This is a genomic window from Streptomyces sp. WZ.A104, from assembly GCF_002382885.1.
Taxonomy (GTDB): domain Bacteria; phylum Actinomycetota; class Actinomycetes; order Streptomycetales; family Streptomycetaceae; genus Streptomyces.
Map to the genome: position 1 here is coordinate 1 of NZ_NWVL01000049.1, position 26,836 is coordinate 26,836.

20 protein-coding genes are annotated in these 26,836 nt (G+C 70.5%); 11 read left to right on the forward strand and 9 right to left on the reverse strand.

What is annotated here, in order from left to right; translation table 11 throughout:
* The 4 genes from efeB to CIB93_RS24215 form a co-directional block, all read left to right on the forward strand.
* A partial coding sequence (efeB, locus tag CIB93_RS24200) for an iron uptake transporter deferrochelatase/peroxidase subunit (RefSeq protein WP_107470977.1) occupies positions 1-1,250 on the forward strand: 1,250 nt, incomplete at its 5' end.
* A 158-nt stretch (positions 1,251-1,408) separates the two neighbouring features.
* Complete coding sequence (gene pheA, locus CIB93_RS24205; RefSeq protein WP_096629786.1) at positions 1,409-2,344, forward strand: prephenate dehydratase; 936 nt, start codon at positions 1,409-1,411, stop codon at positions 2,342-2,344.
* 640 nt (positions 2,345-2,984) lie between these two features.
* Positions 2,985-4,262 carry a serine--tRNA ligase gene (serS, locus tag CIB93_RS24210; protein WP_096629787.1) on the forward strand — a complete coding sequence of 426 codons (1,278 nt, stop codon included), beginning with the start codon at positions 2,985-2,987 and terminating at the stop codon, positions 4,260-4,262.
* The gene (locus CIB93_RS24215) at positions 4,259-5,074 is read left to right on the forward strand and encodes an HAD family hydrolase (protein WP_096629789.1); all 816 of its coding nucleotides are present in this window, start codon (positions 4,259-4,261) and stop codon (positions 5,072-5,074) included. Before serS ends, CIB93_RS24215 begins: the two co-directional genes overlap by 4 nt.
* A 68-nt stretch (positions 5,075-5,142) precedes the next feature.
* On the opposite strand, the gene CIB93_RS24220 is transcribed toward CIB93_RS24215, so the two are convergent.
* From CIB93_RS24220 to CIB93_RS24245, 6 genes are all read right to left on the reverse strand, one after another.
* Entirely contained in the window at positions 5,143-5,838 is a 696-nt protein-coding gene (locus CIB93_RS24220; RefSeq protein WP_096629852.1) for a hypothetical protein, read from the reverse strand.
* A gap of 256 nt (positions 5,839-6,094) precedes the next feature.
* The gene (gene ltrA, locus CIB93_RS24225) at positions 6,095-7,867 is read right to left on the reverse strand and encodes a group II intron reverse transcriptase/maturase (protein WP_096629790.1); all 1,773 of its coding nucleotides are present in this window, start codon (positions 7,865-7,867) and stop codon (positions 6,095-6,097) included.
* Positions 7,868-8,723: 856 nt separating this feature from the next.
* Positions 8,724-9,443: an ABC transporter permease gene (locus tag CIB93_RS24230; protein ID WP_096629792.1), complete on the reverse strand. Its 720-nt coding sequence runs from the start codon at positions 9,441-9,443 to the stop codon at positions 8,724-8,726.
* A 30-nt stretch (positions 9,444-9,473) separates the two neighbouring features.
* Positions 9,474-10,385 (reverse strand): ABC transporter ATP-binding protein, encoded by a 912-nt coding sequence (locus CIB93_RS24235; protein WP_096629793.1) that lies wholly within the window; start codon positions 10,383-10,385, stop codon positions 9,474-9,476.
* Positions 10,382-11,290 carry an ABC transporter permease gene (locus tag CIB93_RS24240; protein WP_096629794.1) on the reverse strand — a complete coding sequence of 303 codons (909 nt, stop codon included), beginning with the start codon at positions 11,288-11,290 and terminating at the stop codon, positions 10,382-10,384. The genes CIB93_RS24235 and CIB93_RS24240 overlap by 4 nt, the downstream gene beginning before the upstream one ends.
* Positions 11,280-12,320, reverse strand: coding sequence for an ABC transporter ATP-binding protein (locus CIB93_RS24245; protein ID WP_096629854.1), 1,041 nt, complete (start codon positions 12,318-12,320; stop codon positions 11,280-11,282). Before CIB93_RS24245 ends, CIB93_RS24240 begins: the two co-directional genes overlap by 11 nt.
* A gap of 347 nt (positions 12,321-12,667) precedes the next feature.
* On the opposite strand from CIB93_RS24245, the gene CIB93_RS24250 reads away from it, so the two are divergent.
* The 4 genes from CIB93_RS24250 to CIB93_RS24265 all read left to right on the forward strand — a co-directional run bounded on the left by CIB93_RS24250 (position 12,668) and on the right by CIB93_RS24265 (position 16,954).
* Positions 12,668-13,528 carry a M24 family metallopeptidase gene (locus tag CIB93_RS24250; RefSeq protein ID WP_096629796.1) on the forward strand — a complete coding sequence of 287 codons (861 nt, stop codon included), beginning with the start codon at positions 12,668-12,670 and terminating at the stop codon, positions 13,526-13,528.
* Positions 13,525-15,297, forward strand: a complete 1,773-nt coding sequence (locus CIB93_RS24255) for an SDR family oxidoreductase (protein WP_096629797.1) — start codon at positions 13,525-13,527, stop codon at positions 15,295-15,297. Before CIB93_RS24250 ends, CIB93_RS24255 begins: the two co-directional genes overlap by 4 nt.
* The gene (locus CIB93_RS24260) at positions 15,294-16,244 is read left to right on the forward strand and encodes a MerR family transcriptional regulator (RefSeq protein WP_096629799.1); all 951 of its coding nucleotides are present in this window, start codon (positions 15,294-15,296) and stop codon (positions 16,242-16,244) included. The genes CIB93_RS24255 and CIB93_RS24260 overlap by 4 nt, the downstream gene beginning before the upstream one ends.
* A 167-nt stretch (positions 16,245-16,411) precedes the next feature.
* Positions 16,412-16,954 carry an RNA 2'-phosphotransferase gene (locus CIB93_RS24265; protein WP_096629800.1) on the forward strand — a complete coding sequence of 181 codons (543 nt, stop codon included), beginning with the start codon at positions 16,412-16,414 and terminating at the stop codon, positions 16,952-16,954.
* Positions 16,955-16,972: 18 nt separating this feature from the next.
* Here the strand turns inward: CIB93_RS24265 and CIB93_RS24270 are convergent, their stop codons facing one another.
* Entirely contained in the window at positions 16,973-17,866 is an 894-nt protein-coding gene (locus CIB93_RS24270) for an LLM class flavin-dependent oxidoreductase (protein ID WP_096629855.1), read from the reverse strand.
* Positions 17,867-17,989: 123 nt separating this feature from the next.
* Here CIB93_RS24270 and CIB93_RS24275 point away from each other — a divergent pair, with 123 nt between their 5' ends.
* The 3 genes from CIB93_RS24275 (at position 17,990) to CIB93_RS24285 (ending at position 21,372) form a co-directional block, all read left to right on the forward strand.
* On the forward strand, positions 17,990-19,126 hold the full coding sequence (locus CIB93_RS24275) for a hypothetical protein (protein WP_257002334.1): 1,137 nt from the start codon (positions 17,990-17,992) through the stop codon (positions 19,124-19,126).
* 123 nt (positions 19,127-19,249) lie between these two features.
* Positions 19,250-20,392, forward strand: a complete 1,143-nt coding sequence (locus CIB93_RS24280; RefSeq protein ID WP_096629802.1) for a hypothetical protein — start codon at positions 19,250-19,252, stop codon at positions 20,390-20,392.
* A 122-nt stretch (positions 20,393-20,514) separates the two neighbouring features.
* Complete coding sequence (locus tag CIB93_RS24285) at positions 20,515-21,372, forward strand: HAD family hydrolase (RefSeq protein WP_096629803.1); 858 nt, start codon at positions 20,515-20,517, stop codon at positions 21,370-21,372.
* Between the two features lie 57 nt (positions 21,373-21,429).
* Here the strand turns inward: CIB93_RS24285 and CIB93_RS24290 are convergent, their stop codons facing one another.
* Complete coding sequence (locus tag CIB93_RS24290) at positions 21,430-23,136, reverse strand: GAF domain-containing protein (RefSeq protein WP_096629805.1); 1,707 nt, start codon at positions 23,134-23,136, stop codon at positions 21,430-21,432.
* Positions 23,137-23,222: 86 nt separating this feature from the next.
* On the reverse strand, positions 23,223-26,756 hold the full coding sequence (cydD, locus tag CIB93_RS24295; RefSeq protein ID WP_096629806.1) for a thiol reductant ABC exporter subunit CydD: 3,534 nt from the start codon (positions 26,754-26,756) through the stop codon (positions 23,223-23,225).
* Between the last annotated feature and the right edge of the window lie 80 nt (positions 26,757-26,836).

Genomic DNA, 26,836 nt, shown 5'->3' on the forward strand with positions numbered 1-26,836 from the left:
GCCCCGGCGTCTCGCGACGGCGGCTGCTGGGCACCGCGGGCGCGGCGGGCGCGACCGGGCTGGTGCTGGGCGCCGGGGGCGGCGCCGCCGGGTACGCCGCGACCCGCCCCGACGCACCGGCCGCGCTGACGTCCATCGGCGCGACCGAGGCGATGTTTCACGGGAAACATCAACCGGGGATCACCGCTCCGCTTCAGGCCCGGGGCCATCTCGTCGCGTTCGACCTGGTGGCGGGCGCGGGCCGCAAGGAGGCAGCGGCGCTGATGCGGCGCTGGTCGGCGACGGCGAAGGAGCTGATGGCGGGCCGCCCGGCGGCAGGCGGGTCCGACGGTCCCGGGCACGACACCGGGATCGCACTGGACGCGGGCCCCTCGTCCCTCACCGTCACCTTCGGCTTCGGCCGTACGTTCTTCGCGCGCACCGGACTGACCGCCGCACTGCCCGCCGCGCTCGACCCGCTGCCCGCCTTCTCCTCCGACCACCTGGACGCCAAGCGCTCCGACGGCGACCTGTGGGTACAGATCGGCGCTGACGACGCACTGGTCGCCTTCCACGCGCTGCGGGCGATCCAGAAGGGCGCCGCGGGCACGGCACGGGTGCGGTGGCAGATGAACGGCTTCAACCGAACCCCGGGAACCACCGCCCGGCCGATGACCGCCCGCAACCTGATGGGCCAGATCGACGGGACCGGCAACCCGAAGCCCGCCGACGAGGACTTCGACCGGCGCGTCTTCGTGCCCGACTCCCCCGGCACCCCGCAGGAATGGCTGGCGGGCGGCTCGTACGCGGTCGTCCGCCGGATCAGGATGCTCCTGGACGACTGGGAGAAGCTTCCGGTGGACCATCAGGAGCGCGTCATCGGCCGGCGCAAGGCGGACGGGGCGCCGCTCAGCGGGGGGACCGAGACCACGGAGATGGACTTCGACAAGGCGGGCCCGGACGGCAGGCTCGTGATCCCCGGCAACGCCCACGCCCGGATCTCCTCCCCCGAGGAGAACGGCGGGGCCGCGATGCTGCGGCGACCGTTCTCGTACCACGACGGCATCGCGGAGGACGGCACTCCGGACGCCGGGCTGCTGTTCGTCTGCTGGCAGGCGGACCCGTTCCGGGGCTTCGTGCCGGTGCAGCGCAAGCTCGACCGGGGCGATGCGCTGTCGCGCTTCATCCGCCACGAGTCGAGCGGAGTGTTCGCGGTACCGGGCGGAGCCGCGGAGGGGGAGTACGTGGGGCAGCGGCTGCTGGAGTCGTAGGGGCACGGCGGCCGCTGGAGCCGCGGGCCAGGGGCCGCGCTGCTGGAGTCAGGAGAAGGGGCGCACCGCTGGAGTCGCGGAGAAGGGCCCCCGACCGCACCCCTGACCGCATCCTGAGACAGCGCGGCGGCCGCCGCAGGGCGCATTAGGGTGACCGTATGTCAGCCACGCGCTACGCCTATCTCGGCCCCGAAGGCACCTTCACCGAGGTCGCCCTCCGTACGCTCCCGGAAGCCGCCACCCGGGAACTCGCCCCGATGGTCTCCGTACCGGCCGCGCTGGACGCCGTACGCAACGGGGAGGCCGCGGCAGCGCTCGTACCGATCGAGAACTCCGTCGAGGGCGGCATCACCGCGACGCTCGACGAGCTGACCAGCGGGGAACCGCTGATGATCTACCGCGAGGTGCTGCTCTCCATCACCTTCGCGCTGCTGGTGCGGCCCGGGACCAAGCTGTCGGACGTCAAGACGGTCACCGCGCACCCGGCCGCCCAGCCGCAGGTGCGCAACTGGATGGCGGCCCACCTCCCGGGGGCCGTGTGGGAGTCGGCGGCTTCCAACGCGGACGGTGCCCGGCTGGTCCAGGAGGGGCGCTACGACGCCGCGTTCGCCGGGGAGTTCGCCGCCGCCACCTACGGCCTCGAACCGCTGGTGACGGAGATCCACGACGCGGAGAACGCCCAGACCCGCTTCGTACTGGTGGGCCGGCCCGCCCGGCCCTCCGCCCCGACCGGCGCCGACAAGACCTCCGTCGCGATCTGGCTCGGCGACGACCACCCCGGCGCCCTGCTGGAGCTGCTCCAGGAGTTCGCGGTGCGCGGGGTCAACCTGATGCTGATCCAGTCCCGCCCGACCGGCGAGGGCATCGGCAACTACTGCTTCGCCGTGGACGCGGAGGGGCACATCGCGGACCGGCGGGTCGGGGAGGCCCTGATGGGGCTGAAGCGGATCTGCCCGAAGGTGCGGTTCCTCGGCTCGTACCCGCGGGCCGGTGTGTCCGCGGACGAGGTCAGGCCGCTGCGGGCGGGCACCTCGGACACCGCGTTCACGGAAGCCGCGGACTGGCTGGCGCGCAGCCAGGACGGCCGGATCTGACGCAGGACCTCTCCGCAGCAGTGCTATCTACGGATAGTCACGCACTCCGCAGAGTTATCCACAGGATGGCCATTCGACCTGGGGACAAGTCGACACTCTCATGCGACATCATCGACAAATCGACCCACCACTCCCGGAGCCGTCCACAGAGGCACGAGGCGGCACGAGTCGTCGCGTGTCACGTCAATTCCCTTGATCAACTCTTTAGGGCGAGGAATTCCCACCCGAATGAGCGCCCAGGGAGGGTTTGGGTGGGGAATCCCTGGAACTTCACCCACCCCCCGGAACAATCCCTTCCGGCATCCACAGAACTTCTTCACAGCCTGTGGATAACCATTCCGGCGCCGATCCCCTGTGGACAACGGCCGCCGACCCGCCCCTCAACTGCCTCTCCCCCCAAGGCTGGTACGTCAAGGCGTAGTACACCTTCTGCCCTGTTCAGGGGAGTTAACGGCCGTTATTGACGCCCGCCGGGCAGCGATCACCCGCCATCGCCCACGAGCATCCGCGATGCATCCGCGGACATCCGGCATTGACTGCGATCCGCCCCCAGAAATATCAATTCCGGCAATTCGGTCATAGTGACACGCGTGGCGATATCGGTTCGAGTGCGAGAACCGCGCACCGGTAGCCTGGAGGGGTGATTGACCTTCGCCTGCTCCGTGAGGACCCCGACCGTGTTCGCGCCTCCCAGCGCGCCCGTGGAGAGGACGTCGACCTCGTCGACGCCCTGCTCTCCGCCGACGAGCTGCGCAGGTCGTCCGGCGTCCGCTTCGACGAACTCCGCGCCGAGCAGAAGTCGCTCGGCAAGCTGATCCCCAAGGCCACCCCCGAGGAGCGCGCCGAGCTCCTCAAGCGGGCCGAGCAGCTCAAGGCCGACGTCAAGGCAGCCGACGCCGCCCAGGACGAGGCCGACGCGGATGCCAAGCGCCTGCTGCTCCAGCTCGGCAACATCGTCCACGAGGACGTCCCGGTCGGCGGCGAGGAGGACTTCGTCGTCCTGGAGACGCACGGCACCATCCGGGACTTCGGCGCCGAGGGCTTCGAGCCCAAGGACCACCTGGAGCTCGGCGAGGCACTCGGCGCGATCGACATGGAGCGCGGGGCCAAGGTCTCCGGTTCGCGCTTCTACTACCTGACGGGCGTCGGCGCCCTCCTGGAGCTCGCCCTCGTCAACGCGGCGATCGCCCAGGCCACCGAGGCCGGCTTCGTCCCGATGCTGACCCCGGCGCTGGTCCGCCCGCGCGCCATGGAGGGCACCGGCTTCCTCGGCCAGGCCTCGGAGAACGTGTACCACCTGGAGAAGGACGACTACTACCTGGTCGGCACCTCCGAGGTCCCTCTCGCCGCGTACCACATGGACGAGATCATCGAGGCCGACAAGCTGCCCCTGCGGTACGCCGGCTTCTCCCCCTGCTTCCGCCGCGAGGCCGGCACGTACGGCAAGGACACCCGCGGCATCTTCCGCGTCCACCAGTTCGACAAGGTCGAGATGTTCTCGTACGTCGACCCGGCGGACGCCGAGGCCGAGCACCGCAGGCTCCTGGAGTGGGAGAAGCAGTGGCTCACCGGCCTGGAGCTGCCCTTCCAGGTGATCGACGTCGCCACCGGCGACCTCGGCGCTTCGGCCTCGCGGAAGTTCGACTGCGAGGCGTGGATCCCCACCCAGGGCAAGTACCGCGAGCTGACCTCCGCGTCGAACTGCGACGGCTTCCAGGCCCGCCGCCTGTCCGTCCGGATGCGCGAGGGCAAGAAGGTCCAGCCGCTGGCCACGCTGAACGGCACGCTCTGCGCCGTACCGCGCACGATCGTGGCGATCCTGGAGAACCACCAGCTCGCCGACGGTTCGGTCCGGGTCCCCGAGGTGCTCCGCCCCTACCTGGGCGGGCGCGAGGTCCTGGAACCGGTCGCCAAGTGACCTTCCCCTACAAGCTCGTCGCGACCGACCTCGACGGCACGCTGCTGCGTGACGACGGCACGGTCTCCGAGCGCACCCGCGAGGCTCTGGCCGCGGCCACCGCGGCCGGTGCCGCGCACATCATCGTCACCGGACGCGCGGTCCCCTGGACCCGGCACATCCTGGACGATCTCGGTTACGAGGGCCTCGCCGTCTGCGGTCAGGGCGCGCAGGTCTACCACGCGGGCGAGCACCGGCTGCTGACCTCGCTGACCCTGGACCGGCAGCTCGCCGGTCTCGCACTGTCCAAGGTCGAGGCTGAGGTCGGCCCGCTGCACCTGGCGGCCAGCCGCGACGGGCTGGACGGCGAGGTGCTGGTCTGCCCCGGCTACCGGGTGCAGGAGGGGCCGCTGCCGTACGTCTTCGTGGACAACTCCACCGAGCTGTGGGCCGCCCCGCTGAACAAGGTCTACATACAGCACCCGGAGCTGAGCGACGACGCGCTGGCCCTCGCCGCGCGGGCGGCCGTCGGAAGCCTGGTCGACGTGGTCATGGCCGGTGCCGGTGTGGTCGAGATCCTGCCGCTGGGCCTGAGCAAGGCGACCGGCCTCTCGCTGGCCGCCCGTCGGCTCGGCGTGAAGGCCGCGGACACCGTCGCGTTCGGCGACATGCCGAACGACATCCCGATGTTCGGCTGGGCACACCACGGCGTAGCCATGGCCAATGCCCACGAGGACCTCAAGGCCGTCGCCCACGAGATCACGGCGTCCAACGAGGACGACGGCATCGCGGTGGTCCTGGAGGAGCTCCTCCGGTCGGCGCCGGTGCGGTAGACGCCCCACCACCGGACATCGCGACGGCGGCCCGGCACCGTTTCCCGCGGTGTCGGGCCGCCGCTCTCTCAGCGCCGCCCGCTACGGCGGCGCAGATCCTTCAGCTGCCGCCCGAAGCAGTCCAGCCGCGCGTCCAGGCGCACGACGTCCTGCTGCACATCCGTCAGCCGCAGGCTCATGGCACCGATCACCTGATGGGTCACCTCCACCTTCCGCTCCAGGCCCTCCAGCCGCTCGGACATCCGGCCCAGCACCGGCCCGAGCTCCTGGAGCGCGCTGCCGACCCCGCTGAGACAGCTCTCGATGCGCGTGACGCGCTGGTCGAGGGAGGCGTACTGGCTGCGCAGCGGCCCCTCGGCGTCGAGGAGGTAGGTCCGCACACATCGGGCAATGTCGCTGTCGCGAAGAAGCATGGCGACGTTGAGGACGGTCCGGCGGGTGTAGATCCGCAGCTGCGTGGCCGCCTGTGGATAACTTTCCACCCCGTCGCCGGCCCATAGCGACATCATGTCGCTATGGAAGGACTGCAGTTCAGAGCCGCGCAGCACGCGCATGCCATTCTCGGCGAGCTCCTCCTGATGCCGGTCGGTCAGCCTCCTGACGGCACCTGTGGATACTTCGAAGTAACGAGCCACATCTTCTGTGCGAACGTGAATTCCGTCCGGGAGCATGACAAGGCCCTTCACCTTGTCGAGGACATCAACGCGCCCCAGCTGCTCGACGCGCAGCGTGCGCGATTCGAGCAGGGCGGCTTCCGTGGGCATGGGCATGCCTTTCGTACGAGGGAATGACGAGGACGGCCCCTACCCCGGGCTTCAGGGGTGGAGGACGCTCACGGTTGCCACTCACTCGATGACCGGTCCGGTGGGCTGAGCCTCACCCGGTGCCGGCATTCCCCTATTTCACGATCGCTACGACGGTCGGGTAGCCGGGTCATGTTGCCATGACCCGGCCCCCTCAGAACCGTGCGTGCCACTCATCGCGGCACACGGCTCAAGCAAGCCGCTAGGGCTTCGCAGGTCAGCAGGATGATGTGGCTCGTCTGCCATCGCCCGCGTGGTGCTGGCGATGACATTCGGAGTGCACGAGGCGGAGGTTGGTCCGTTCATCCGTGCCGCCGTCTCGCCGGTAGGTGAAGTGATGCTTGTGCAGCATCTTCTTCGAAGCCGCGAACCAGTTGATCCACTCGCGTGGACTGTCCGGTTCGTACTCGGCACCGACGATCAGCGCCTGCTTGCAGAGGGGGCAGACCCCCTTCTGCCTGGCCGCCAGGATGAGACTTGACTTATCCATGGGCGGTGGCGCCTGCTTCCGACGGCGTTCTTGCCAGTAACCGGTCAGGGCAGGGTCGTCCGGGGACGCCGCACCTCTCACCAACTGGTGTCGGACGATACCCATCCAGGAAAACTTCGTGAGATAGGCCCCGCTGATGCGGTTGCCGAACACCCACTGGTCCTGCCTGGCCAGGTTGTACCTACCGAAGTACCGGGCAACTACCCAGCGCCTCGGCTTCCTCTGGTGGCGATTATTGGCCCATTTGTAGGTCAGCCGCCACAGGTAGTGATCCAGCGACTTGAAGGTTGTCGAGGATGCCACCCCCCGGTAGTAGGCCGCCCAACCGCGAACGATCGGAGCGATCTTGCGCAGCACAGCGTCGATGCTGGCCCCTCTCAGGGCTTTCATCTCGGTCCGTAGCCGCTCCCGGAGCCTCTTACATGCTGTTGCACTCGGCTTGATGATCAGTTTGTTTCCGGTCCGGCGGACGGTGAAGCCAAGAAAATCGAACCCCACAGCGAGAGGCGCAACCTTGGTCTTTTCCTCATTGAAGTGAAGCCCCCTCGGCTTCAGCCATTTCTCCAGCCGGACCCTGACCTGGTTTGCTTCCGCTTCGTCATGACAGAGCACAACAAAGTCATCGGCATATCTCACCAGTACCGGGGTGCCTGGCGCCGCGCCGGGCTCACGCCCGGCCTTCGTCACCTTGTACTGACACCCAGCAGCCTGTTCCAACCCGTGCAGGGCAACGTTCATCAGCAGCGGGCTGATCACACCGCCTTGAGGAGTACCCTCCTCGGTCGGTGCGAACCGACCGCGATCGATAACGCCCGCTCTCAACCACCCTTGGATCAACTCCCTGGCCGGGAATTTCCCGATAGATGACATCAGGTGTTCGTGATCGATGCGGTCGAATGCTGCTGCCAGGTCTGCATCCAAGACCCATAGACGTTTCGGAGCTGCGCCCTTCAACGTCCAGAAGATCGCTGATATCGCGTCCTGACAGCTGCGGCCGGGCCGGAATCCATACGACCTCGGCTCGAACCGCGCTTCCCATTCAGGCTCCAAAGCATTCTTCACTCGTGCCTGAAGCACCCGGTCCCGGATGACCGGGATACCGAGCGGCCGTTGCTTCCCGTTGCTCTTGGGGATGTACACACGCCTGACCGGCCTGGCCCTCCAAGGCTCGGACGACCGATGGATTTCGGTCGCCAGCTTGCCCCTCGCCTTCGGCGTGAGGGCTCGCTCCCCGTCGATGCCAGCGGTCTCGCGACCACTGCTCTGCTGCGTCACGCGCTTCACGCTGACCAGCGTGTTGCTATGGCTTCGCAGCATAAGCTTCTGCAAGTTGCGAACCTTCTTGAGGTCCCCGTCCTGCGTTGCCTTGAAGATCCTCTGTCTCAGCCGCCGTACGTTCTCCTCGCAGGTGGCCCAGTCGATGCTGTGCCAGTCGAGAGTCACGCCCTCCGGTCCGTTCGTCGCAGCCGCGGCGGCTGTGGCTGTCGCCGTGCCGTTCATGCGCGCCTCCGATGTCTAACTTGTCCGTCGGTTATGGATACCTTTACAGGGGAGCCTCAATGGCTCACCTGATCCACTTGGGCTCCCTTTCGGGCCGGGCCACCAGGGGCCCGTATCCGGCGAGTTATGCGGGAGTGGGTGAAGGTCCCAGTCCCCGGTTTCCTCTGGCCTTTCGGCCTGCCGACCTTCGCTTCTTGGATCATCCTTCTCCCGCCGGGGAGTTGAACCTTCCTTACGGTCGGCCTACCAGACATGAGCTGTCTGGACCTCGACGGGGTTCTCACGTTCCGCACCGGTAAGACGCGGCTGGGGCAGGGCGCCCTCTCAACCCCGGGACCAGCGGTATCCGTTCCCCCGAGAGCAGTGCTTGAGGGTTCGCTCGGCGCCTTCCAACGCCGGGTCCTGTGACTGCGGCTTGCAGACCATCACACAGCCTTGGAATCACGGGGCATCATCAAGGGTTCATTCTCATTCGCCCGTCCAGCCTTCCCCTCGCCTGTGGTTCCCCGATGGCCGAGGACCCCTTGGGCTTGAACGCTCAGCTCCACACCCCTCCGTTACCAGTGACGCATGTGAGCGCGGGGACGGGTCTGGATACTGACCCGAAGTTCAGCCGAACTATCTTTCCTTCATGCAGCTGTCCTTACTTACACGGAGCGACCTCGTGTCGCACCCACGGATTCCAGTTGCCTCCACGCGACCTGTCCAACGACCCGATAAACGTACGGTTACGCGCGCGCCTGTCCGTCAGTCCGCCTGTCCGCCCGTCCGCCCGTCCGCCCGTCCGGTCATACGACGACCTCCGCCCTTCCCGAAGGGCGGAGGTCGTCGAGGCGTACGGCGGCTCAGGCCGGGATCACTCCTCCCCGGCCAGCTTCAGCGCCCGCAGCTTCTGGCCCGCGTACCAGGTGGCGGCGACCGTGACGGCGGCCAGCAGGACCGTGGCGAGCGGCAGGCCGACGTCCGAGGTGATCGCCCCGTCCCCCGCGACCTTCTGAGCGACCGCCAGGGACCACTGCTGGACACTGAGCGTCCGCGCACCGGGCACCAGGCTGCCGAAGAGGGCCTCCCAGACCAGGGCGTACACCAGGCCGAGAACCACCGCGTGCCGGCTGACCGTGCCGAGCAGCAGGAACAAGGCGCTGTAGGCGATCGAGGCGACCAGCGCCGCGATGGTGAAGGCGACGGCGATCTGCTGGCCGTTGCCGTTGAGGATCAGTCCCGCGATGAGTGTCGGCAGGGCGGAGAACACCATGGTCACCGCGATGGCCACGATCAGCTTGGTGAAGATGATCGTGGGCCGCTTCACCGGCTTGGCGAGCAGATAGACGATCGAGCCGTCGTCGATCTCCGGGCCGATCGCTCCGGTGCCCGCGATCACGCCGATCAGCGGCACCATCGTGGCGATGGCGAACCCGCCGAGGACGTTGGAGGCGACCTGGTCATCGGCCCCGGCGAACATCCGCACGGCCGCGGCGATCACCAGCAGCAGTGCGGGCAGGACGAACAGGATGGCGGCCCGGCGCCGGCCGAGCAGGGCCCGGTAGGTGAGCCGGGCGACTGTGGGGTCGTACATGACGGTGCACAGCTCCTTTCAGGCCACTACTCAGGCCGCTACGAGATAGGAAAAGACCGATTCGAGGGACTCGTCGGACGGAGAGACGGTGAGCAGCCGGATGCCCTGCTCACGGGCCACCTTCGGCAGCAGTTCGGTGAACCGCCCGAAGTCGACGGCCTGGATGCGCAGGGCCCTCTCGGTCAGGTCGACCTCGATGCCCGCGGTGGACGGGTCGGCGATGAGCGCGGCCGCGAGGGCCCGGTCGTCGCTGGAGCGGACCAGATAGCGGTGCGGCCGGTCCGTCATCAGTCGGCGGATCTTCCGGAAGTCGCCGGACGCGGCATGGCGGCCCGCCACGATCACCTCGATGTGCGAGGCCAGCTGCTCGACCTCTTCGAGGATGTGGGAGGAGAACAGGACCGTGCGGCCCTCGGCTCCCATCCGTCGCAGCAGCTCCATCAGCTGCATCCGCTGGCGCGGGTCCATCCCGTTGAACGGTTCGTCCAGGAGCAGCACCGAGGGTTCGTGGACCAGTGCGGACGCCATCTTCACGCGCTGGCGCATGCCCTTGCTGTACGTGGAGATCTTGCGGTCCTGCGCGTACTCCATCTGGACCGTGGCGAGCGCCCTTTGCGCCTCGGCCGCTCCCAGACCCTGGAGTTCGGCGTTGGCGACGACGAACTCCCTGCCGGTGAGGAAGTCGTACATCCCTTCCCGCTCCGGGACGATGCCGATCTCCTTGTAGACACTCTCGTTGCGCCAGATCGTCCGGCCGTCGAGCGTGACCTTCCCCGTCGAGGGGGCGAGGAATCCGCCCATCATGTTGATGAGGGTGGACTTTCCGGCGCCGTTCGGGCCGAGGAGTCCGGTGACGCCGGGGCCCACGGTCATGGAGACGTCGTTGACGGCGACCACATTGCCGAACCAGCGCGAGGTGTGGTCGATCTCGATGGTGGTCACAGCCCGGCCCTCCGGTAGCGGCGCATCAGGACGGCGTACGAGCCGGCGACGAGCGCGAGAACAACGATCAGGTAGACCACACCGGTACCGGCCCCCGGGCCTTCCCCTCCGGGGAAGGCTGAGGTCGCGCCGAGGAACGCGGCCTGGACACCGTCGATCAGCGTGATCGGCGAGAACAGGCCGAGCCACTGCACGGCCCCCTCCGACCCGGTCTCCCAGGCGATGGCCTGGACCGTGGAGACGGCACCGTAGGTGATGGTCAGCAGGGCGATCACCGCGGCGACACCGAAGCCCCGCCGGGGCGTGAGGGCGGCCATCACGAGGCCGAGCCCGGCGAACAGCACGGACAGCAGCGCCACCGACACCAGTCCCTGGCCGAACCACTTCGTCTGGTCCACGAAGTCGAACTTCGCGAGCAGTGAGCCCACATAGAGGATGAGCAGCGGGGCCCCGGTGAGAATGAACAGTGCCGACGCGGTGGCGGCGAACTTCGCGAGAACGTAGTCGGAGCGTTCGATCGGCCGGGAGAAGTACAGCGGGATGCTCTTGAAACGGAGGTCCCTGGAGACCGCCTGTGGTGCCTGTGCGGCGATGAAGAGGCCGATGACGGCCTGGAGGTAGATCGCGTACGAGGTGTACTTGAGCACCAGCTTGCTGGCGTCCGGCGTAGCCATCGAGACGGCCACGAGGATCGCCGCGACCAGGGCCATCACGCCGAACAGCAGCATGGGCAACACCTTGGACTTGGCGGAACGGCCCAGTCCGTAGGAGCCCCGCAGGGTCTGCGAGAACAGCGAGCGGCGGGCGTAGGCCCGTCCGAGCCGCGGTCCGTCGTAGGAGCGGTAGCCGATGTTGTGGATCCGGGAGGCGTCGCGCCCGGTCGCGGTGCCGGTCTCAGTGCTCATGGCGACCGCTTCCCTTCTGCTGTGCGGCCGCGGCCGTTACGGCCGCGGCCGGGCCGGCGGGACTGTTCGCCCCGCCCTGTTCGGTACGCCCGCCCTGTTCGGTGCGCCCGCCCTGTTCGGTGCGGAAGACCTCGGCGATCTGGTGGCGGCGCTGTTCCATACGGACGAGGCCGAGGCCGAGCCCGGCGACGCTGTCGCGGACCAGGTCGTACGTCTCCTCGCCGACGGCCTCGATCAGCAGGATGTGGCCCGCGCCCGGCAGCCCATCCGTGTCGATCCCGTCGTGGCCGACGAGCGTGACCCCGGCCTCGGTGAGGACCCGGCGCAGGGCGTCGGTGCCGTCGGGATGGGCGTCGCTGTCGGTGACCTCGACCGCAAGGGTCGCGGTGGTCTGGGTGAAGTCGCTGGTGGAGCTGGAGCGCAGGAGCGTTCCGCCGTCGATGACGACGACGTGGTCACAGGTGCGTTCCAGCTCGCCCAGGAGGTGCGAGGTCACCAGCACGGAGATACCGAAGTCGGTGTGGATCCGGCGGATCAGGCCGAGCATCTCGTCGCGGCCGACCGGGTCGAGGCCGTTGGTCGGCTCGTCGAGCAGGACCAGCTGGGGGTCGTGGACCAGGGCCTGGGCCAGTTTCACCCGCTGCTTCATACCGGTCGAGTAGCCGCCGATGGGGCGGTAGCGCTCTTCGTAGAGGCCGACGTGGCGCAGGGTGTCCGCGGTGCGCTCCCGGGCGGCCGTCGGCGGCAGCCCGGACATGCGAGCCATGTGCACGACAAACTCGGTCGCCGAGACGTCGGGCGGCAGGCAGTCGTGCTCGGGCATGTACCCCACCCGTTCCCGGATGGCGGCGCCGCTGGTCGCGACGTCGAGCCCGAGCACTGCGGCCCGGCCTTCGGTGGCGGGGGAAAGACCCAGCAGGATCTTGATCAGTGTGGACTTGCCGGCACCGTTGGAGCCCACCAGACCGGTCACACCCGGTCCGATGTCCAACGTGAGCCGGTCAAGCGCGGTCACCCGGGGGAACCGCATGCTCAGGGCTTCGGTCGCGATCACAGTCACGACGACGACGTTAGTGGCGCGGACCACAGAGGTCGTCAGCCCTGGCGGCTGGATCGGCGTCAGACTCCAGGCGTACGGCCCCGTAGGGGGACCCCGCGAAGGAGGAGGCCCGAGCCCGGACCGGCGGCGCGGGCGGGGTTGCCCACAGGTGGGCCACCGCCGCTTTCCACAAGTCTGTCACCGTCGCTCTCCACAGGCCGGCAACCGCTGTTGTCCACAGGCCATGCACGCCTCTTGACGCAGCCGCTGGACATTGTCACATTCATCAGTGTCACGTTACGGGCACGTACCGCACACGGCAGGGAACGGACGGTGGCATGACCGGCAGGACCTCGGCAGTGCAGAACGAAATCGCCCCGGAGCTGCGGGGGTTCAGGGAAGTGCAGCGCCTGGCCTATGCCTGCGCGGAGGCGGTCGCCGGACAGCTCAGATCCGGCGTGACCGAGCGCGAGGCGGCCCGGATGCAGCGGGTGTGGCTGCGCGAGCGTGGGGTGCGGGACTGGTTCCACCTCCCGTTCGCCTGGTTCGGCGACCGTACGGCCTTCGCGGGGTTCAAGGTGCCGCTCCAGTTCTTCCCGACCGACCGGAAGCTGGAGCCCGGGATGCCGTTCATCCTCGACATGGCCCCGGTCCACAAGGGATTCACCGCCGACATCGGATATTCGGGGTGCCTCGGCCTCAACCCGCTGCACGACAAGCTGCTGGCCGATCTTGAGGTGCACCGCGAGCTGATCCTGCGGGAGGTGCGTGAGCGCCGTTCGCTGCGCGAGATCTACGAGGACGTCGAACGCCTGATGACCACCCAGGGATACGCCAACAGGCACCGGGCCTACCCCTTCGGCGTCATCGCCCACAAGGTGGACCGGGTCCGCGAACGCCGTTGGTCCCCGCAGGTGTTCGGCTTCGGCACCCAGTCCCTCAAGGGCCTGGTCAGCGATGCCCTGCACGGTCACCGGGAGGGCTGGTCTCCCCTGTGGAGCCCCTACCGCTTCTCCGACCACCCGCCGCAGCCGGGCCTGTGGGCGGTCGAACCCCACCTCGGATTCCGGGGTACGGGCGCGAAGTTCGAGGAGATCCTGGTCGTCACCGACTCCAAGGACCCCGAGCAGAGCGCATTCTGGCTGGACGACGATCTGCCGCACGTGCGGCGCTGGGCCGAGGAGAAGGTGGCGGCGTGAATCTGTCTCAAGCACGTGAGCGGCGTGTGCACACGGGCGGCATCGAGCTGTGCGTCGTCGAGCTGGGCGACGGGGCCCGTCCGACCGTGGTGCTGGTCCACGGGTATCCGGACAGCAAGGAGGTCTGGTCGGAGGTTGCCGCACAGCTGGCCGAGCAGTGGCACGTCGTTCTGTACGACGTACGGGGGCACGGCAGGTCCACGGCCCCCGAGCCGCTGCGCGGAGGCTTCACCCTGGAGAAGCTGACCGACGACTTCCTGGCCGTGATCGACGCGGTCAGCCCGGACCGCCCGGTGCACGTGGTCGGGCACGACTGGGGCTCCGTGCAGGCCTGGGAGTTCGTCACGGTCGGGCGGACCGAAGGCAGGATCGCCTCCTTCACCTCGATGTCCGGGCCGTCCCTGGACCACTTCGGCCACTGGATAAAGCAGCGGATGACCCGGCCCACGCCACGCCGGGTCGGTCAGCTGCTCGGCCAGGGCGCGAAGTCCTGGTACGTGTACATGCTCCACACACCGGTCCTGCCCGAGCTGGCCTGGCGCGGGCCGCTCGGCAAGCGGTGGCCCCGCATCCTGGAGCGGATGGAGAAGGTGCCCGCCGGCGACTACCCCACCGCCTCCCTGCCGAACGACGCCGCGCACGGGGCCTGGCTCTACCGCGACAACGTCCGCGCCCGGCTGAGCAGGCCGCGCGCCGACGCCTACGCCCACGCACCGGTCCAGCTGATCACCCCGACCGGCGACTCCTTCCTCTCGGAGCGGCTCTACGACCAACTGGAGTCCTGGGTCCCCACGTTGGTACGCCGCTCGCTTCCGGCCAAGCACTGGGTGCCGCGCACCCGGCCGGACCAGCTGGCCTCGTGGATCGGCGAGTTCGTCGCCGCGAACGAGTCCGCCGGGCAGGAGGGGGCGCCCGGCCCGCAGGTGACCGCGAAGGGCCCCTGTGCGGAACGGTTCGGCGGGCAGCTGGTCCTGGTGACGGGAGCGGCCTCCGGGATCGGCCGGGCCACGGCGTTCGCGTTCGCCGAGGCGGGCGCCCGCGTGGTGGCCGTGGACCGCGATGCGGAGGGGGCGGCGCGGACGGCGGAGATGGCCCGGCTGATCGGGGCCCCGGCGGCCTGGGGCGAGGCGGCCGACGTCAGCGACGAGGCGGCGATGGAGAAGCTCGCCGACCGGGTCGCCGCCGAGTACGGCATCGTCGACGTCCTGGTCAACAACGCCGGGATCGGGCTCTCCGGCTCCTTCCTGGAGACCACGGGCGAGGAGTGGAAGAAGGTCCTCGACGTCAATCTGTGGGGCGTCATCCACGGCTGCCGGTTCTTCGGCAAGCAGATGGCCGAGCGCGGTCAGGGCGGCCACATCGTCAACACGGCGTCGGCCGCGGCCTTCCTGCCCTCACGCGCCCTGCCCGCCTACAGCACGTCGAAGGCGGCCGTGCTGATGCTGAGCGAGTGCCTGCGGGCCGAGCTGGCGGAGAAGTCGATCGGGGTGAGCGCGATATGCCCCGGCGTCGTCAACACCAACATCACCGCCACCACGCGCTTCGCGGGCGCCGACGTGGCGGAGGAGGAGCGGCTGCGGAAGCGGACGAGCCGGCTCTACGGTCGGCGCAACTACCCGCCGGAGAAGGTCGCCGACGCGATCCTGCGGGCGGTCGTGCGCAACCAGGCCGTGGTGCCGGTGACTCCGGAGGCGCGCGGCGCCCGGCTGCTGTCCCGGCTGAGCCCGGGGGCGCTGCGCTCCGTCGCCCGGCTGAAGCCTCCGCTGTGACCGGGGCCGCGGGCGGGGACACCGCCGAGTACCGGATCGAGGACCTGGCCCATGCCAGCGGGGCCACGGTCCGCACGATCCGCGCCTACCAGGACCGGGGCCTGCTCCCGACGCCCGAGCGCCGCGGCCGGGCCAACGTGTACCGGGAGACCCACCTGGCCCGGCTGCGGCAGATCGCGGACCTGCTCGACCGCGGCTACACCCTGGCCAGCATCAAGGAGCTGCTGGAGGCGTGGGACGCGGGCCGGGGGCTGGGCGGGGTGCTCGGCCTGGTCGCCGAGGTGCACGGCCCGTGGACGGACGAGGAGGCCGCCCGGATCACCCGCGAGGAGCTGGACGCGAAGTTCGGCGGCTCGCAGGACGACGGGGCGATCGCGGAGGCGGTGGAGCTCGGGGTGCTGGAGTGCGTCTCCGGCCGGGACGACGAGTTCCTGGTTCCGAGCCCCCAGGAGCTTGCGGTAGCGGTCGAGTTGCACGCGGCGGGCGTGCCACTGCGTGCAATCTCCGGGCACCTGAGGGAGCTTCGCGGCCAGGTGGAGCACATAGCCTCGCGTTTCCTGGAGTTCACCACCGAGCATGTCTTCGCCCGCTATCTGGGCCATCGGCCGCCCACGGACTCCGACGCCACCGAGGCGGCATCCCTCGTACGCCGTCTGCGGCCGCTCGCCCAGCAGACGGTGGACGCCGAACTCGCGCGTGCGATGCGGATGTTCGCCACCCGGCATCTGCATCACCACCTGGGGGCGGAGGAGTCGGTGGTGGACGAAGGTGCGACCCGCCCGGTACTGCTGCCCGCCAGGACAATCCAGGCTGTTCAGAAGCTGGTTGGTGCGGAGGGCGTCGCAGCCTTCGTCACGGCAGCCGCCGAACGAGAGGTGCAGGCACGCACCTTGGATGCCCTCGCCTCATCTCACAGCGAGCGTAATAAAGTTGACGAAAGCACCTAAATCATCCGCCAGTTGTCCACAGATTCACCAAATGGCCTGTGGATAACCCGAGTTGGCTGTGGATCAAACCTGGACCGGAAGAAAGGCGGAAAGAGCGGAAAAGAAACGGGAGGAGGGGGGGCGAAATCCGGATGCGGCGGCGGGAGCGCCCCGGGCACTCTGACGGGATGGACGAACGACGCACCGTCAAGGTGTCCAAGTACCTCTCGAAGCATCTGCGCCACCAGCCGGACCGCATCGGCATCACCCTCGACGAGCACGGCTGGGTGGCCGTCGACGAGCTGCTGCACGCTGCGGCGGCGCACGGCTTCGCCATCACCCGCGCCGAGCTCGACCACGCCGTCGCCGTCAACGACAAACGCCGCTTCACCGTCGAGGGCGACCGCATTCGCGCCAACCAGGGCCACACCGTCGCCGTCGACCTGGACCTGCCGCCCGCCGAGCCGCCCTCGTACCTCTACCACGGCACGGTCGCCCGGGTGCTGGACGCGATCCGGGCCGAGGGGCTGCGCCCCATGAACCGCCACCACGTCCACCTGTCGCCCGACCGCGAGACGGCCACCCGGGTCGGCGCCCGCCGGGGCCGCCCGCTCGTCCTCACCGTGGACGCGGTCGCCATGCACCGTGCCGGGCACATCTTCCGGGTCAGCGCCAACGGGGTCTGGCTCGCCGAGTCCGTGCCCCCGCGGTTCCTGCGCCTGCCCGGCTGAGGGGGCACTTCTCAGGACTCAGGCCAGCTGCGCGGGCGCCTCGGTCACGATGCGTTCGAACACCGCCGGGTCGGTGGCGAAGTCCGAGTCCGGGATCGGGGCGTGCAGGACGATCTCGGTGAACCCGAGCTCCGCATGGAGCCCCGCGAAATCGACGAACGCGTCCACGGACTCCAGCGGGGCGTTCCGATCGGGCGTGAAGCCGGTGAGCAGGATCCGGTCCGGCTCGGAGGCGTCCCGGCCGATCTCCGCGCAGGCCGCTGCGAACTTCTCGCCCTGCGCCCGCAGGGCCGCCCGTGACTGTTCCGGGGTGCCGTTCTCGTACAGCTTGGGGTCGCCGGTGGTGACCCAGGCCTGCCCGTGGCGGGCGGCGAGCTTCAGTCCGCGAGGCCCGGTCGCGGCCACCGCGAAGGGGAGCCGGGGCCGCTGGACGCAGCCCGGGATGTTCCGGGCCTCCTCCGCGGCGTAGTGCGCTCCGCGCTGGGTCACCGCGTCCTCGGTGAGCAGGCGGTCCAACAGCGGGACGAACTCGGCGAAGCGGTCGGCCCGTTCGCGCGGCGTCCAGGCGTCCTGTCCCAGGGTGGTGGCGTCGAAGCCGTTGCCCCCGGCGCCGATACCCAGGGTGATCCGGCCACCCGAGATGTCGTCCAGGGAGATCAGCTCCTTGGCCAGCGTCACGGGGTGGCGGAAGTTGGGCGAGGTCACGAGAGTGCCCAGCCGCAGCCGCTGCGTGGCTGTCGCGGCGGCGGTGAGCGTGGGGATGGCCCCGAACCACGGACCGTCCCGGAAGGACCGCCAGGACAGGTGGTCGTAGGTGTAGGCGGTGTGGAACCCGAGGTCCTCGGCCCGCTGCCAGATCTTCTGTCCTTCGGCCCACCTGTGGATGGGGAGGATCACCGTGCTCAGACGCATGACCCCGACGATACGCGGGCTTCCCATCCGCCACGGGTACACCACCGGAACGGTTCCCGAGGGGGAGTCGTACCATCGGTGGGTTTGTTCGAACAGCGGAGTCCGTTCGCGAGGGGGAAGTTCATGACCGGCGACAGCAGCCGGACGCGGACCGACAGCTACCACCAGGCCGGCAGCGACCGGGCCGACAGCCCCGAGCAGGCTGACAGACGGGGCAGGATGTCGGTCTGGGCGGTGGTCGCCATCGTGCTCGCGACCGGTGCCGGGCTGTGGGCCGCGGACGGCCGACCGTTCCGTGCCCGCCACTGCTGGGGGGCGTGGTACGAGAACAGCGGCCCGCTCTTCCTGAGCAAGGACGCGATCGCCGGGCCGGAGTCCCGGCGGCAGAGCACACAGTCGAAGCCTCCGTCGGACGGTGCGACGGAACAGGCGACCTGCGACGTGACCGTCACTTCGCCCCTCAAACTGCACGGAGGAACGGTCGAGGTCAAGGAGCGCGTCTCGCTGGCGATCGGCCGCGTTCCGGCTGAGGCCGGGGCCCGCCGTGCGTGGATGGCCCCTTATCTCGACGGTTCCGCCTCGCCGTTGCCCGACGGCCTGGAGGGTGTCGTGGCGCGGGACAGGGCGCTGCTGGTCCTCCCCGAGGCGTGTGACGTCGACGGAAGGCCCTCGGCTGTGACGATCCTCAGCGCGATGTGGAAGCAGGACGCGGGCGAGGAGTCGGCCGATCCCTTTCCGATCGGCTCGCCCCACCAGGTCACCGAGCTCTTGCTGACGGCCGCCGACGTGGGCATGGAAGAAGCGGACTGCGCGCCGGACGAGCCGTTGCGCGCAGAATCGCCGCTCGTGGTGGTGGACGGACCCTCGGAGTTCGCCGACGAGCACTTCGACATCTGCCGTGTCTCCGGGATGCGCTTCTCCTTCGCCCGCGACCAACTCGCCTACTGGCAGGTGGGTGCGGTCACGGGGAGGCTCCAGACGTGTTCCGTGACGACCGGGCCGAGGAACAGCCCGCAGGCGCCGACGGCCCAGTACGCGATGGTCTCGTCCCCACGGATGGCTGCCCTGTTCGACGGGCTGCCCGAGGGAGTGGACAAGGGGCTGCGACGGACCAAGTGCAAGGACAGACCCACGGTGTTCTACGGCAACGCCGACGAGGCGCCCGGCGGCGCAGCGGTGCCGGACGCCGCAACGGTGTTCACGCACTTCATGAAGGCCGCGGCCGGACGCAGCGGATGCCCCGACGCGGCTGGGCCGTGACGAGCGGCCGGCTGCGGCCGCTCGCGGCCGCGGACACGACGCCGCACGGGGAACACCGTGCAGAGGTGGGCACGCGCATGGAATACGGGAACAGACGAAACGCGGGAACAGGGGAAACGTGTGATGGCCGGTAGCCACGAGAACGAGGACGTCAGCACCCCGCCGCGGCGCTCCCCGCTGGGCAGACTCCTGCGCAACCGCACAGCCCGCACCGCCACCGTCGCCGGCCTGATCGGCGCGCTGCTCGGCGCCGGCGGCGTGGCCTGGCAGACGGACACGCTGCCGCTCGTCGGGCCCCGGCCGTGCTGGGACTCCCTCGACGACTCGGCCATGACGGCGCTCTTCGCCGACCGCAGGACCGAGGTCGAGGAACAGGAACTGCGGCCCGACCCGCACGGCGACAGGCTCATGTACGGGAACTGCCGGATCACGAGCTACCGCACGGACCACGGCGAGGAGAGAGCCGCCCGGCAGGTGACCGTGCACGTCCGCAGGCTGGACTCGCTCTTGGGCACCGACAGTCGCAAGTGGCCCGCGGAATTCCTCGCCGCGAACATGGCGCCGCTGGGGGACGGCCTGCCCGGCATGGCATCGGGCCTGCGCGCCTGGATAGCCCTGCCGCAGAGCTGCACCGGAGGCGGGGACAGCGGCCCGGCCGTGATCGACGCGGGACGGGGTCAGGCGGGCCTGGACCTCGACTCGGCGTACGACCCGGCCGAGCGGGCCGCGCTCGCCCGCATGGTGGTGGCGGTGGCCAACGGCGTCATGCGTGACTTCGACTGCGACGGCTCATACCCAGCTCCAGGGGAGCTGGCCGATCCCGTCGACTGGGCCGACGCCGACCCCCAGGCGTTCTGCGGGATCGAGGGGTTCGTCCTGCCCGCCCATCGCAAGCTGCTGACCACCACGCGCACGGTGGCCGGTGACGGCGGCCCCGCCCGGGTCTGCGAGGCCTCCTACGACCGTGGCCGGCCGTCCGTACGGTTCACGACCGTGGTCGAACCACTCACCGTGAACATCTTCTCGACGGACCTGCTCCACGGCGGCCCGCGGATCAAGGGCACCAAGGGGTACGGGACAACCAACGCCACCCGTGCCGTCTACCAGGCCGAATGCCAGAGCGGGCGCGCGGTGTTCATGGTGGAGCAACTGAAGAACATGGACCCCGCCACCTCCTTCACACGTGACCTCCTGCCCGTCTACGTCGCCGCCGAGGCCCAGCGCATCGGCTGCGGGCCCGAAAAGGTCACCATGCCGAATGGGTGACCCCCGCCTCTCCCGATAACCTCTGACATATGCCGGAGGAACGTTCCGCAGATCAGAGGCGCACTCACTCAAATGTGCGCCCCTGCGCACGCCCGTGCACTTCCGTGGGCGAGAATGACCCGGTGACCTCAGTGACCGATGCGCCCCTTCCCGCCGTGACCCGGCTGATCGCCACCGACCTCGACGGCACCCTGCTGCGCGACGACAAGACGCTCTCCGCGCGCACGGTCGCGGCCCTCGCCGCAGCCGAGGAGGCCGGGATCGAGGTCTTCTTCGTCACTGGCCGGCCGGCCCGCTGGATGGATGTCGTCCGGGACCACGTCCACAGCCACGGCACGGCGATCTGCGCCAACGGCGCCGTGGTCACCGATCTGCGGACGGACGGCGATCTCCTCTCCGTACGGCCGCTGGAGCGCGACGCCGCCCGCCATGTCGTCCACGCCCTGCGCGCGGCGGCCCCCGGCACCTCCTTCGCCGTCGAACTGACCACCGGCATCAACTACGAACCGGCCTACCCGCCCTTCCACCTGGACCCGGGCGCCGCCGTGGCCGTCGCCGAGAAGCTGCTCCACGAGGACACCCCGGACTCCGGCGCGCCCGTGATCAAGCTGCTCGCCCACCACACCGAGCTGGCCCCCGACGCGTTCCTCTCCCTGGCCCGCACGGCCGCCGGGGCGAGGGCCTCCTTCACCCGGTCCAGCCCCTCCGCACTCCTGGAGGTCAGCGGCCTCGGGGTCTCCAAGGCCACCACACTCGCCGCCTGTTGTGCCGAGCGGGGCATCTCGCCCGCCGAGGTGGTCGCCTTCGGGGACATGCCCAACGACATCGAGATGCTCAGCTGGGCCGGTGCCTCCTACGCGATGGGCAACGCCCACCCGGACGCGCTGGCCGCCGCCTCGGGCCGGACCGCGACCAACGAGGAGGACGGCGTGGCGGTCGTCATCGAGCGGATCCTCGCCGCCCGCGCGCAAGGCCGCTGACGTCCCGGAGGTTCGCTGAATCCTTTCGGCAGGCCGAGGGCCCGCCCGGACAGCGGCTCACAGCGGCGCCTCCCACACCACCGTCGTACCGCCGCCGTCCTCCCCGATCCCCGGGGCGATCCGGCTCGCCCCTCCCAGGGAGTCGGCGCGGCGGGCCAGGTTCCGCAGTCCGCTGCGGCGGCCGCCCTCCGGGATGCCCACCCCGTCGTCGGCGACCGAGAGGCGTACCGCGCTCCGCCCGTCCGGCAGGGTCACCGTCGCGTCGACGACCACGTCGATCAGCGAAGCCTGTGCGTGCCGGAACGCGTTGGAGAGGGCCTCGCGCAGCGCCGCCACAAGGTTCTTGCCGGTCAGCTCGCCGACGACGGAGTCCACCGGGCCCAGGAAGCGGTGCGAGGGTTTGAAGCCGAGCGGTACGGCCGCCATGTTGATCTCCCGCAGCACCCGGGTGCGCAGCCCCGCGGGGGCCTCGGCCGGTTCCTGCTGGAGCGCGAAGATGGCCGTACGGATCTCCTGAATGGTCACGTCCAGTTCGTCGACCGCCCGGCCGACGCCGGTCCGCACCTCGGGCACCACCGATCCGCGCTGGGCGCTCTCCAGCATCATCCCGGTGGCGAACAGCCGTTGGATGACCAGGTCGTGGAGGTCACGGGCGATCCGGTCGCGGTCCTCGTACACCGCGAGCCGCTCCCGGTCCCGCTGGGCCTCGGCCATCATCAGCGCGAGCGCGGCCTGGGAGGCGAACTGGGTTGCGAGCGTCCGCTCGGTGTCCGTGAACGGGCGCCCGCCCCGGGCGCGGGGGGTCGCCAGCGCTCCGAGGACCCGGCCGCCACTGTGCAGCGGCAGCAGCATGCTGGGGCCGAACCGGTCGGCCAGTCTGGTGATCATCCGGCTGTCGGTGGCCGAGTCGTCGATGAACACCGCCTCACCGGCGAGCAGTTTCGCCACCACCGGGCTCCGGGGCGGGATGATCACACCGAGCGAGGACGAGGGGTTGTCGGAGGAGACGGCGACGATCTCCAGACCGCCTTCCTCGGCGGGCAGCAGCACGATCCCGGCGGCGGAGTCGGCGAGCCTGCGGGCCTGTTCGGCGACGACGGACAGCGCGTCGTCGGCGTCGCCGCCCGACAGGAGCGCCGTGGTCACCGCGACCGACCCGTCGATCCAGCGCTCCCGCTGCCGCGCCGCCTCGTACAGCCGGGCGTTGCCGATGGCGATCCCGGCCTCCGTCGCGAGCACCCGCACCATGTGCAGGTCGTAGTCGCTGAACTCGGCGCCGCCCTCCTTCTCCGTCAGGTAGAGGTTGCCGAAGATCTCCCCCTGAACCCGGATCGGCACCCCGAGGAACGTCCGCATCCGGGGGTGGCCCGCCGGGAACCCCGCGGAGCGCGGATCGCTGGTCAGATCCGCCAGCCGTACGGGAGCGGGGTCGTGGATCAGCGCGCCGAGCAGGCCGCGGTGGCCGTCGGGCCGACGGCCGATCGCGTCGGCGACCTCCTGCGGAACGCCGTACGTGACGAAGTCCGAGAGCCCTTCGCCCGCCTCGTCGACGACGCCGATCGCGGCGTACCGGGCGTGCGCGAGCTCGGCGGCGGTCTCGCAGATCCGGTCCAGGGTGGAGTGGAGTTCCAGTCCCGTGCCGACGGAGCGCATCGCCTCCAGGAGCTGCGGCACCCGCGCGGTGAGCTCGGTGGACAGGCCCTGGAGGCTGCGGGTGGCCCGGGTGGCTGCGTCGAGTGAGTCCTTCGGGTCAGGCTCTGCCATGACCTGAGCCTAGTTAGTACGGTTTGATGAGGAAAGTCGGGAATGGCCGTACCGGCGGCACCAGCAGCGGCCCGGGACTGCGGAAGTCAGCGGCCCGCCCCCGCCATCCCCACCGCCTCCCGTTCACGCTCCAGCAGGTCCCGCAGCGGACCCTCCTCGGCGGCGAGTTCGGCGTACGGTCCTCGCTGCACCACCCGGCCCGCGTCCAGCACCAGCACCTCGTCGACCGCGTCGAGGCCGGTCAGCCGGTGGGTGATCAGCACCGTCGCACATCCCCGGGTCGCGGCCAGCAGGTCGGCGGTCAGGGCGTCGGCGGTCGGCAGGTCGAGGTGCTCGGCCGGTTCGTCCAGGACGAGCACGGGGAAGCCCGCGAGCAGCGCGCGGGCCAGGGCGAGGCGCTGTCGCTGTCCGCCGGAGAGCCGCGCGCCGTGCTCGCCCACCGGGGTGTCGAGCCCCTCGGGCAGGGCCAGCACCCAGTCCAGCAGCCGGGCCCGGGAGAGCGCTTCGCGCAGTTCGGCGTCCCGCGCCCCGGGGCGGGCGAGGCGCAGGTTCTCCCGGATCGTGCTGTCGAAGACATGCGCGTCCTGGGCGCACAGCCCCACCGAGCGCCGGACCGTGTCCGGCTCCAGTGCGGCCGCCGCCACGCCGCCGAGCCGGTACGTCCCCGACGAGGCGTCCAGGAACCGCAGGAGGACCTGGGCGAGCGTCGTCTTGCCCGAGCCGGAGGGGCCCACGACCGCGATGCGCCGTCCGGGCGTCAGTGTCAGGTCGAGCGAGACCAGCGCGTCCTGCCCGGACCCCGGGTAGCGGGCGGTCAGCCCCCGTACCTCCAGCGGGAAGGGGGACTCGGGCCCCTCGGCCGGAGCCGTGGGCTCCTGTACGGGCACGGGGGCGTCCAGCACCTCGAACACCCGCTCCGCGCTCCGGGCGACTCGCTGGCGGTACTGCACGGCGAGCGGCAGCCCGGCGACGGCCTCGAAGGCGGCGAGCGGGGTCAGCACCACGACGGCGAGAGCGACCCCGGACAGCCGTCCGTCCCCCACGGCGGGGACGGCGACGATCCCGGCGGCCACCACGGTGAGCCCGCAGACCAGGGCGGAGAGGCCGCCGCCCAGTGCCGTGGCGGCGGCCGCCCGGGAGGCGATCCGGCTCAGGAGCGTGTCGGCTTCGCGCAGCCGCTCCTGCCGGGCGGGCAGAGCTCCTGCGACGGTCAGTTCGGCGGTACCCCCGAGGAGATCGGTGACCCGGGTGGCCAGCGCGGCGCGGGCGGGCGCGAGCTGACGCTCCGTACGGCGGGCGCAGGCCCCGCTGACCAGCGGCACGCCGACCCCGGCGACCAGCAGTCCCACCGCCAGGATCACGCCCGCCTCCGGGAGCAGCCAGCCGGTGAACCCGGCGGCCGCCGTCCCCACCACGAGGGCGGTCCCGACGGGCAGCAGCCAGCGCAGCCAGTAGTCCTGGAGCGCGTCCACATCGGCGACGAGCCGGGAGAGCAGGTCGCCCCGGCGGGTGGTGCGCAGACCGGCGGGGGCGATGCGTTCGAGGCCCCGGTAGACGGCGACGCGCAGCTCGGCGAGGAGCTTCAGGACGGCGTCGTGCGAGACGAGCCGCTCGGCGTAGCGGAACACCGCCCGGCCGATGCCGAAGGCACGGGTCGCGGTGACCGCCATCATCAGATAGAGGACCGGGGGCTGTTCGGAGGCGCGGGAGATCAGCCAGCCGGAGACCGCCATGAGCCCCACGGCCGAACCGACCGCCAGGCTGCCCAGCAGCAGGGCCAGGGCCAGCTGTCCGCGCCGCGCCCCGGCGGACTCACGGACCCGGGCGAGCACCCGCCCGGTCCGGCTGCCGGCCGTCCGGAAGGGGTCGGGAGTCTCCGCGCGGCGGGCGTCCGGCAGCTCGCCCCCGGCCAGGGGCTGCGGTACGGCGGGGCCCGGGGCGGCGACGCCCGCGAGCGCCGTCGCGTACGGCTCCGTACCGCCCTCCGTGCGCGGCTCCAATGTCACCACCCGGTCGGCCACCGCCAGCAGCGCCGGGCGGTGTACGACGAGCAGCACGGTCCGCCCGGCCGCCAGCCTCCGTACGGCGTCGACGATGCCCGCCTCGCTCTCACCGTCCAGGCTCGCGGTCGGCTCGTCCAGCAGCAGGAGCGGCCGGTCGGCGAGGAACGCACGGGCCAGGGCGAGGCGCTGGCGCTGCCCGGCGGAGAGCCCCGCCCCGTCCTCGCCCAGTTCGGTCCGCATCCCGTCGGGCAGCGCGGCGACGAAGTCGTACGCCCCGGCGTCCCGCAACGCCGTGAGGACCGCCTCGTCGTCGGCGCCGGGCCGGGCGAGGCGAACGTTCTCGGCGATCGTGCCCGCGAAGAGGTGGGGGCGCTGGGGAACCCAGGCGATCCGGCTCCGCCAGCGCTCCGGGTCCAGGTCCGCGAGATCCCGGCCCCCCACGCGTACGCGCCCCTCGTCGGGCCGGGCGAAGCCCAGGACCACATTCAGCAGGGTGGACTTGCCGACGCCGCTGGGGCCGACCAGGGCAACGGTCTCCCCCGGCTCGACGGTGAGCGATGCGGCGTCCAACGAGGGCGCGGCGCGGCCCTCGTGGCGCACGGTCACCTCCGCCAGCTCCAGCCGCAGCGTGGCCGGGACATCCCCGGTGCCCGGGGCAGGGGGCTCGGTCTCCAGAACCGTGAAGATCTCCTCGGCGGCCGAGAGCCCCTCGGCCGCCGCGTGGTACTGCGCCCCGACCTGGCGGATCGGCAGATACGCCTCCGGGGCCAGGATCAGGACCACCAGGCCGGTGTAGAGGTCGAGTTCGCCGTGGACGAGCCGCATACCGATGGTGACGGCGACAAGGGCCACCGACAGGGTCGCCAGCAGCTCCAGGGCGAAGGAGGAGAGGAAGGCGATCCGCAGGGTGCGCAGGGTGGCCCGACGGTAGTCGGAGGTGATCGCGCGGATCGACTCGGCCTGCGCCTTGGCCCGTCCGAAGACCTTCAGGGTCGGCAGCCCGGCGACGACATCCAGGAAATGCCCGGAGAGCCGGGACAGCAGCTGCCACTGACGGTCCATCCGGGCCTGGGTGGCCCAGCCGATGAGGATCATGAAGAGGGGGATGAGCGGCAGGGTGACGACGATGATCGCCGCCGACACCCAGTCCTCGGTGACGATCCGGGCCAGCACCGCCACCGGGACGACGACCGCGAGCCCGAGCTGCGGGAGGTAGCGCGCGAAGTAGTCGTCGAGCGCGTCGATCCCCCGGGTCGCCAGGGCGACGAGCGAACCGGTGCGCTGCCCGTTCAGCCAGTCCGGCCCCAGCCGCGCGGCCCGCTCCAGCAGCCGGCCGCGCAGTTCGGACTTGACTGCCGCACTCGCCCGGTGGGCCGCCAGTTCGGTGAGCCAGGCGACGAGGGCCCGTCCGAGAGCGACGGCGGCGAGCAGGAGCAGGGGGGTACGGAGGTCGGTGACCGTGAGCCCGCCCTCGAACCCGCCGACCACGATCTCGGCGATGAGCATCGCCTGAGCGATCACCAGCAGGGCACCGACCAGACCGAGACCCACCACGGCCGCCAGGAAGAGACGGGTGGCCCGTGCGTAGCGGAGCAGACGCGGATCGATCGGTTTCACGTGAAACATCCCCCAGTGGGATCGGTGGGATCTGCGACCCTGTCGGCCCTGCGGGAGCAGCGGGGCCGACAGGGCCCACG

Excerpts from the sequence above, each read along its gene's own strand:
- CIB93_RS24250 (WP_096629796.1), top strand. The coding sequence starts at position 12,668 with ATGACCGGCAGGACCTCGGCAGTGCAGAACGAAATCGCCCCGGAGCTG.
- CIB93_RS24290 (WP_096629805.1), bottom strand. The coding sequence starts at position 23,136 with ATGGCAGAGCCTGACCCGAAGGACTCACTCGACGCAGCCACCCGGGCC.
- CIB93_RS24280 (WP_096629802.1), top strand. The coding sequence starts at position 19,250 with ATGGCCGGTAGCCACGAGAACGAGGACGTCAGCACCCCGCCGCGGCGC.
- CIB93_RS24265 (WP_096629800.1), top strand. The coding sequence starts at position 16,412 with ATGGACGAACGACGCACCGTCAAGGTGTCCAAGTACCTCTCGAAGCAT.
- CIB93_RS24275 (WP_257002334.1), top strand. The coding sequence starts at position 17,990 with ATGACCGGCGACAGCAGCCGGACGCGGACCGACAGCTACCACCAGGCC.
- pheA (WP_096629786.1), top strand. The coding sequence starts at position 1,409 with ATGTCAGCCACGCGCTACGCCTATCTCGGCCCCGAAGGCACCTTCACC.
- CIB93_RS24230 (WP_096629792.1), bottom strand. The coding sequence starts at position 9,443 with ATGTACGACCCCACAGTCGCCCGGCTCACCTACCGGGCCCTGCTCGGC.
- CIB93_RS24245 (WP_096629854.1), bottom strand. The coding sequence starts at position 12,320 with ATGCGGTTCCCCCGGGTGACCGCGCTTGACCGGCTCACGTTGGACATC.
- CIB93_RS24270 (WP_096629855.1), bottom strand. The coding sequence starts at position 17,866 with ATGCGTCTGAGCACGGTGATCCTCCCCATCCACAGGTGGGCCGAAGGA.
- CIB93_RS24240 (WP_096629794.1), bottom strand. The coding sequence starts at position 11,290 with ATGAGCACTGAGACCGGCACCGCGACCGGGCGCGACGCCTCCCGGATC.
- ltrA (WP_096629790.1), bottom strand. The coding sequence starts at position 7,867 with ATGAACGGCACGGCGACAGCCACAGCCGCCGCGGCTGCGACGAACGGA.
- CIB93_RS24220 (WP_096629852.1), bottom strand. The coding sequence starts at position 5,838 with ATGCCCACGGAAGCCGCCCTGCTCGAATCGCGCACGCTGCGCGTCGAG.